Annotated in this window: 4 protein-coding genes; 2 read left to right on the top strand and 2 right to left on the bottom strand. The window is 71.4% G+C overall.

What is annotated here, in order from left to right:
• Nucleotides 1–142 precede the first annotated feature (142 nt).
• Entirely contained in the window at nucleotides 143–883 is a 741-nt protein-coding gene (locus DFQ13_RS32815) for an FG-GAP repeat domain-containing protein (RefSeq protein WP_110082631.1), read from the bottom strand.
• 161 nt (nucleotides 884–1,044) lie between these two features.
• Complete coding sequence (locus DFQ13_RS32810) at nucleotides 1,045–2,559, bottom strand: DHA2 family efflux MFS transporter permease subunit (protein ID WP_035289388.1); 1,515 nt, start codon at nucleotides 2,557–2,559, stop codon at nucleotides 1,045–1,047.
• Nucleotides 2,560–2,870: 311 nt separating this feature from the next.
• On the opposite strand from DFQ13_RS32810, the gene DFQ13_RS32805 reads away from it, so the two are divergent.
• Nucleotides 2,871–5,438 carry a glycoside hydrolase family 3 protein gene (locus tag DFQ13_RS32805; RefSeq protein ID WP_110082630.1) on the top strand — a complete coding sequence of 856 codons (2,568 nt, stop codon included), beginning with the start codon at nucleotides 2,871–2,873 and terminating at the stop codon, nucleotides 5,436–5,438.
• A 145-nt stretch (nucleotides 5,439–5,583) separates the two neighbouring features.
• Nucleotides 5,584–6,204, top strand: coding sequence for a carboxymuconolactone decarboxylase family protein (locus DFQ13_RS32800; protein WP_233438689.1), 621 nt, complete (start codon nucleotides 5,584–5,586; stop codon nucleotides 6,202–6,204).
• Nucleotides 6,205–6,425: the final 221 nt, after the last annotated feature.

The following is a 6,425-nucleotide window of genomic DNA, read 5'->3' as shown; positions in this document are numbered from 1 at the left end:
CGTCGTCGAACGCTGTTTCAACCGGCTCAAGCAGTTCCGCGGCCTGGCCACCAGGTTCGCCAAACGAGCCGCCTACCACCGAGCCGAGATCATCCTCGCCTGCATCGTCCTCCATCTCAAGTGAAGATCCGCAGGACAGGCCCTAGTCGAAGTCGCCCACGAACACCTCGTAGGTCGCCGTGGTGGAGGTGGCGAACACGACCGGCGGTCCGCCGCCGCCGCGGTACAGCTCGGCGGCGCGGCCGACGCCCAGACCGCAACGGCGGTACAGCAGCATGTCCTGGCCGCCGTCGCCGTCGAAGTCGGCGAAGGCGTGCTGGGGCAGCGAGGCGTCGCTGCACACCTCGAACGGGCCGGGCACCAGGGTGCCCGCCGCGGTGTTGGTGTAGGTGCGCAACCGACTGGACTGGTCGGTGGAGCTCCACAGGTCCTTGCGCCCGTCGCCGTCGAAGTCGACCGCGCGCAGCGTGCTCGGCATGCTCAACCCGGAGAACGACGCCACCGGGGCGAAGTCCCGCAGCACCAGCAGCGCGTCGGTCGCCCCGTACCAGTAGAAGCCGGTGGTCACGATCTCCGGCGTGCCGTCCCCGCCGAGGTCCACCACCTCGCCCATGTCCGGGCAGTACGGCAGCGGCCCGGAGGTGCGCGGCGACACGTAGCTGTGCTGGACCGCCGCGGCGAAACCACCGCCCACCAGGCCGTCCTGCACGCTCACCGTGCAGGTCGAGGTCAGCCCGACCGCGCCGAGCGTGACCCGGTCCGCCCGGCCGTCCCCGTTGAGGTCCCCCAGGAACGGCGTGTTCGGCCCGGCCGCTGCCGCGGGCCACACCGACACCGCCAGCAACCCGGCCACCACTGATCCCACGAACACCGAACGCAGCACAGCGCCTCCCCCTCGTCGGCAACACCCGGTGCATCGCCAACCACCGCCCGGTTGTGAGCGCTGTCGGCGATCAACCACCCGCAGCGGGGATTTCCGGTGGAAAAACGCAAAGAAAGGGGCGCACACCCAGCGGATGTGCGCCCCTTCCCCCCTGCGGGACCTCAGTGCATGATCACCGGCTTCGGCGCCTCGGCGCCCTCCGGGGTCTCGACCTTCCTGCGGGGCAGCAGGAAGGCCGGGACCAGGGTCAGCAGCAGCAGCACGAACGCGACGGTGAACGCGATCGCGAAGCCCGAGGCGGTGTCGGCCTGGGCCTGCGCGGCCAGGGCCGGTGCCTCCTGCGGCTCGAAGGACTTGGTGGCCAGCCTGCCGATGGCCTCCGAACCGTTGATCTGGTTCGTCAGCACCACCGACATCACCGCCGTGCCGACCGACGCCGCCACCTGCTGCACGATGTTCATCAGCGTGGAGCCGCGGGCGATGGTGTGGTCGTTGAGGGTCTGCAGCGCGGCGGTCATCAGCGGCATCATCGCCGCGCCCATGCCGATGCCCATCAGGGCGAGGACACCGAGCAGGACCACGTAGGAGGTGTTCGCGTCGATCTGGGTGAGCACGCCCATGCCCACGGCGATCACCCCCATGCCGAACAGCACGATCTTGCCGACGCCGGTCTTGTCGGCGAGCTTGCCCGCGATCGGCATGCTCAGCATCGCGCCGAGGCCCTGCGGGGCCAGCAGCAGGCCCGCGCTGAGCGTGGTCTCCTGCCGGACCTGCAGGAAGTAGCTGGGCACCAGCAGCATCGCGCCGAAGAACGCCACCGCGAACAGGAACAGCGTGATCGTGGCGACGGTCAACTGCTTGTTCTTGAACAGCCGCAGGTCGATCAGCGGGTGCCGCGGCCGCAGCGCGTGGAAGACGAACCCGACGACCAGCGCGACGCCGATCAGCGCCGGGACGAGCACCCGGGAGCTGGCCACGGTGCCCTTCTCCGGGATGGACGACACGCCGAACAGCAGCAGCGCCAGCCCCGGCGACAGCAGCAGCATGCCGACGTAGTCGAAGGTCTCCGACGGCGACGGGTTGTCCTTGGGCAGCACCAGCACGGCCGCGACCAGCGCCACCGCGCCGATCGGGACGTTGATCAGGAAGATCCAGTGCCAGGACAGCGACTCCAGCATCCAGCCGCCGAGGATCGGGCCGCCGATCGGGCCCATCAGCATCGGGATGCCCAGCACGGCCATCACCCGGCCGATCCGGTCCGGTCCGGCCGCGCGGGTCATGATCGTCATGCCCAGCGGCATCAGCATGCCGCCGCCGAGGCCCTGCAGCACCCGGAAGGTGATCAGGCTGCCGATGTCCCAGGCCAGGCTGCACAGCACCGAGCCGAGCACGAACAGCACCAGCGCCAGGATGTAGAGGCGCTTGGTGCCGAACCGGTCGGCGGCCCACCCGGTGAGCGGGATCACCGTCGCCAGCGCCAGGGTGTAGCCGGTCATCGTCCAGGCGACGGTGGCGTAGCTGGCGCCGAACACCTCCTGGAAGGTGGGCAGCGCCACGCTGACCACGGTGACGTCGAGGATGGACATGATCACGCCCAGCACGACGACGCTGGCGATCTTCAGCACCGCCGCGTCGAGCTTGTCGCCGGCCGCGGGCGCGGCGGCAGGGGTCTGCATGGGTGGAACCTCCAGAACGGGTGCGCCGCGGGCGCACGGACGGACGACTCCCCAGTAGCGGTCGCCGTCGACTGCCGAAGAACCGGGAATCGGGGTGCGGCGCGGCCAGGATAGCCGGCGCCACCGACAGGTGAGCAGGTGTTTGCCGACACGACCGGCCCACGGCGTCACCCGATCGGATTAAGTATGCCGTACGCGGTGCGTCACGGGGTCCCTCGGTTGTCGAGAGGAGATGCTCCCAAAGGCGGATTGTCGGGTAGTCCCGTACACGGTGAGCTAGGGGAAAGCAGGCAACGAGGCCGGGGAGCGCGATGAGGCACGCACGCGTCGTACGGGCAGTGGTCGTCGGGGTGCTCGGGGCGGCGCTGCTGACCCCGGCCGCCGCCGCGACCGGGCGGCCGGTGGTCGGTCCGCCGCGGACCGACGGGCACGGCTGCGCCCGGGTCGAGGACCGGCTGCCGGTGCTCGCCGACTGGCCGAGGGTCGACAGCCGGGTGCCGACCAACCCGGTCGACGAGCACCGGGTCCGGCGGATGGTCGCGGGCATGACGCTGGCCGAGAAGGTCGGCCAGATGACCCAGCCGGAGATCACCGCCATCACCGCCGACGACGTCCGCACCTACGGCTTCGGCTCGGTCCTCAACGGCGGCGGCGCCTGGCCGGGCCAGGACAAGCACGCCGCCCCCGCCGCCTGGCTCGCCCAGGCCGACGCCTACTGGCAGGCCTCGAAGTCCACCCGCACCGGCATCCCCGTGCTCTGGGGCATCGACGCGGTGCACGGCAACAACAACGTCTTCGGGGCGACCCTCTTCCCGCACAACATCGGCCTCGGCGCCGCGCACGACCCCTGCCTGGTCCGCGACGTGGCCGAGGCCACCACCCGGCAGATCCGCGCCACCGGCCAGGACTGGGCGTTCGCGCCCACGCTGGCCGTGGTCCGCGACGACCGCTGGGGCCGCACCTACGAGGGCTACTCCGAGGACCCCCGGATCACCCGCGCCTACGGCTACGAGGCGGTCAAGGGCCTCCAGGGCGACCGCCGCCTGCGCCTCGACGGCGTCCTGGCCACCGCCAAGCACTTCATCGGCGACGGCGGCACCGAGGGCGGCGTGGACCAGGGCGTCAACCCGGCCTCCACCGCCGAGATGATCAACGTGCACGGCCAGGGCTACTACGGCGCCCTCGCCGCGGGCGCGCAGACCGTCATGGTGTCGTTCAACAGCTGGACCAACCCCGCACTGGGCATCGACGAGGGCAAGCTGCACGGCAGCGACCTGGCCCTCAACGGCATCCTCAAGGGCAAGCTGGGCTTCGACGGGCTCGTGGTGTCGGACTGGAACGGCATCGGCCAGGTCCCCGGCTGCACCAACGCCAGTTGCCCCCGGGCGATCAACGCGGGCATCGACGTGGTGATGGTCCCCCAGGACTGGAAGGCGTTCATCACCAACACCATCGCCCAGGTCCGCAGCGGCGAGATTCCGCTGGCCCGCATCGACGACGCCGTCACCCGCATCCTGCGCGTCAAGCTCCGCTCCGGCGTGTTCGACGCCCCCAAGCCCTCCGCCCGCCGCGACGCGGGCCGGGCGCTGGAAGCCAGGGCGCTGGCGCGCAAGGCGGTCCGCGAATCGCTGGTGCTGCTCAAGAACGACAACCGGGTGCTGCCGCTGCGGTCGCGGGCGAAGGTCCTGGTCGTCGGCAAGAGCGCCGACAGCATGCAGAACCAGACCGGCGGCTGGACGCTGACCTGGCAGGGCACCGGCAACACCAACGCCGACTTCCCCAACGGCACCACCGTCCTCGGCGGCCTGCGCGAGAAGCTCGGCGCGGCCAACGTGACCTTCAGCGAAACCGGCGACGTCGACCCCACCGGCTACGACGCGGTGGTGGCCGTCCTCGGCGAGACCCCGTACGCGGAGGGCAACGGCGACCTGGGCAAGCGCGGCCTGGACGCGTCCCGGCTGCACCCGGAGGACCTGCGGGTGCTGGACCGGGTCGCGGGCAAGGGCGTGCCGGTGGTCAGCGTCTACCTGTCGGGCAGGCCCCTGTACACCAACAGGGAGCTGAACCGCTCGGACGCGTTCGTGGCGGCCTGGCTGCCCGGCACCGAGGGCGGGGGAGTCGCCGACCGCCTGGTCGACGGCGGGTTCGACGGCAAGCTCTCGTTCTCCTGGCCGCGCACCCCCTGCCAGACCCCGCTCAACGTCGGTTCGCCGGACTACGACCCGCTGTTCCCGTACGGCTACGGCCTCACCGACCGCGGGCGCACACCCGTCGGCCAACTCCCCGAAACCGCCCCGGAGTGCGGCGACGGCGGTGGCGGCGGCCCCGCCACCGAGGACCTGGAGATCTTCAACCGGCAGGACATCGCCCCGTACAAGGCCTTCATCGGCTCCCCGGAGAACTGGGGCGGCACGGAGGTCGGGGCGGACGGCACCGCCGCGCACGCGACGATCGGCGTGGTGCCCGCGGACGTGAACGTGCAGCAGGACGCGCTGCGCACCACGTGGTCGGGCACCGGCCAGCTCTACCTGCAGGACCCGGCCGGGACCTCCGACCTGCGGCCGTACCTCAGCGCCGACAGCGCACTGGAGTTCGACGTGGTCGTGCACCAGCCGCCCGCCGGTCGGGTCGTGGTCAGCGCGCACTGCGTGTACCCGTGCTTCGCCGAGGTCGACGCCACGCGGCTGCTGCAGGCGCCGGTGGGGGAGAAGAAGACGGTCAAGATCCCGATCTCCTGCTTCGACGCGGGCGGGCTGGACCTGGGCAACGTGAACACACCGTTCCTGGTCTACACCGAGGCCGCGTTCGACGCCTCGTTCGCGAACGTGCGCTGGGCTCCGGGCGGCGCCCGCGACCCCGACGCGGCACCCTGCGGCTGACCGACGCCGGTTCAGAGAAGCCCCCGAATCAATCCAACCAGGGGGGACCGACAGGAATCGGGGGCGCGGCGGGGTTGTCCACAGGGGCTTCCGACCGGCGGGGGTGCGGGGTGCACTGGTATACCCATCGGTAGGTATGTCGTCGGTGGAGAGGACGGTCGGGATGGCGCCGCGCATCGCCCAGGGCTCGTTCAAGGACAACCGGGTCCTCGGGTGGGTCTTCCCCCGACTCGCGGGGGTGGTGGAGGGCACGGGCCCGATGGCGGTGTTCGGGATCATCGGACGGCACCGCAAGCTCTTCCGGGCCTGGCTGCACTTCTCCGGCCGCCTTCTCGCGGGCGGGCGCCTGCGCCGACGGGACACCGAACTCGTCATCCTGCGCGTCGCCCACCTCCGGGGGTGCGAGTACGAGTGGCAGCACCACGTGCGCATGGGCGCCCGGGTCGGCTTCGACGCCGAGCGCATCGAGGCCGTGCGCCAAGGCCCGGGAGCCGAGGGCTGGGACGACCGCCAACGAACCCTCCTGACCGCCGTCGACCACCTCCACCACGACCAAGACCTCGACGACTCGACCTGGGCCGCCCTGCGGGAGCACCTGGACGAGGAGACGGCACTGGAATTCCTCTTCCTGGTCGGCCACTACGAAATGCTCGCCACCGTCCTGACCACCCTCCGCGTCGAACCCGACCCACCCGCCACCGGCAAGGCGAAGCGGGTGCACGACCGGATCGCCGGGTTGGCCGAACAGCGGGCAAAGCGGGTGTAGACCCGGACCACCGGGTCGGCCGGACAGGTCGCCGGGGCGCCCGGGCAGCGGCCGGCGAAACGGCTGCGGGTCCGGGTCCGGTCATGCCGGACGGCCACCCAGGGCCCGTCCGCAAAGCCGATCCACCACCCTGAAAACCGCTGGCCCGGCGAGCGATTGCCCGGGTGGGTGGAGGTCCTGAACGCAGGCCGGTCACCCTGAAAACCGCTGGCCCGGCGAGC

Origin of the sequence: Actinokineospora spheciospongiae (genome assembly GCF_003182415.1) — a bacterium.
Taxonomy (GTDB): Bacteria; Actinomycetota; Actinomycetes; order Mycobacteriales; family Pseudonocardiaceae; genus Actinokineospora; species Actinokineospora spheciospongiae.
This window is presented reverse-complemented; position numbering and strand designations above follow the sequence as displayed.

Excerpts from the sequence above, each read along its gene's own strand:
- DFQ13_RS32810 (WP_035289388.1), bottom strand. The coding sequence starts at position 2,559 with ATGCAGACCCCTGCCGCCGCGCCCGCGGCCGGCGACAAGCTCGACGCG.
- DFQ13_RS32805 (WP_110082630.1), top strand. The coding sequence starts at position 2,871 with ATGAGGCACGCACGCGTCGTACGGGCAGTGGTCGTCGGGGTGCTCGGG.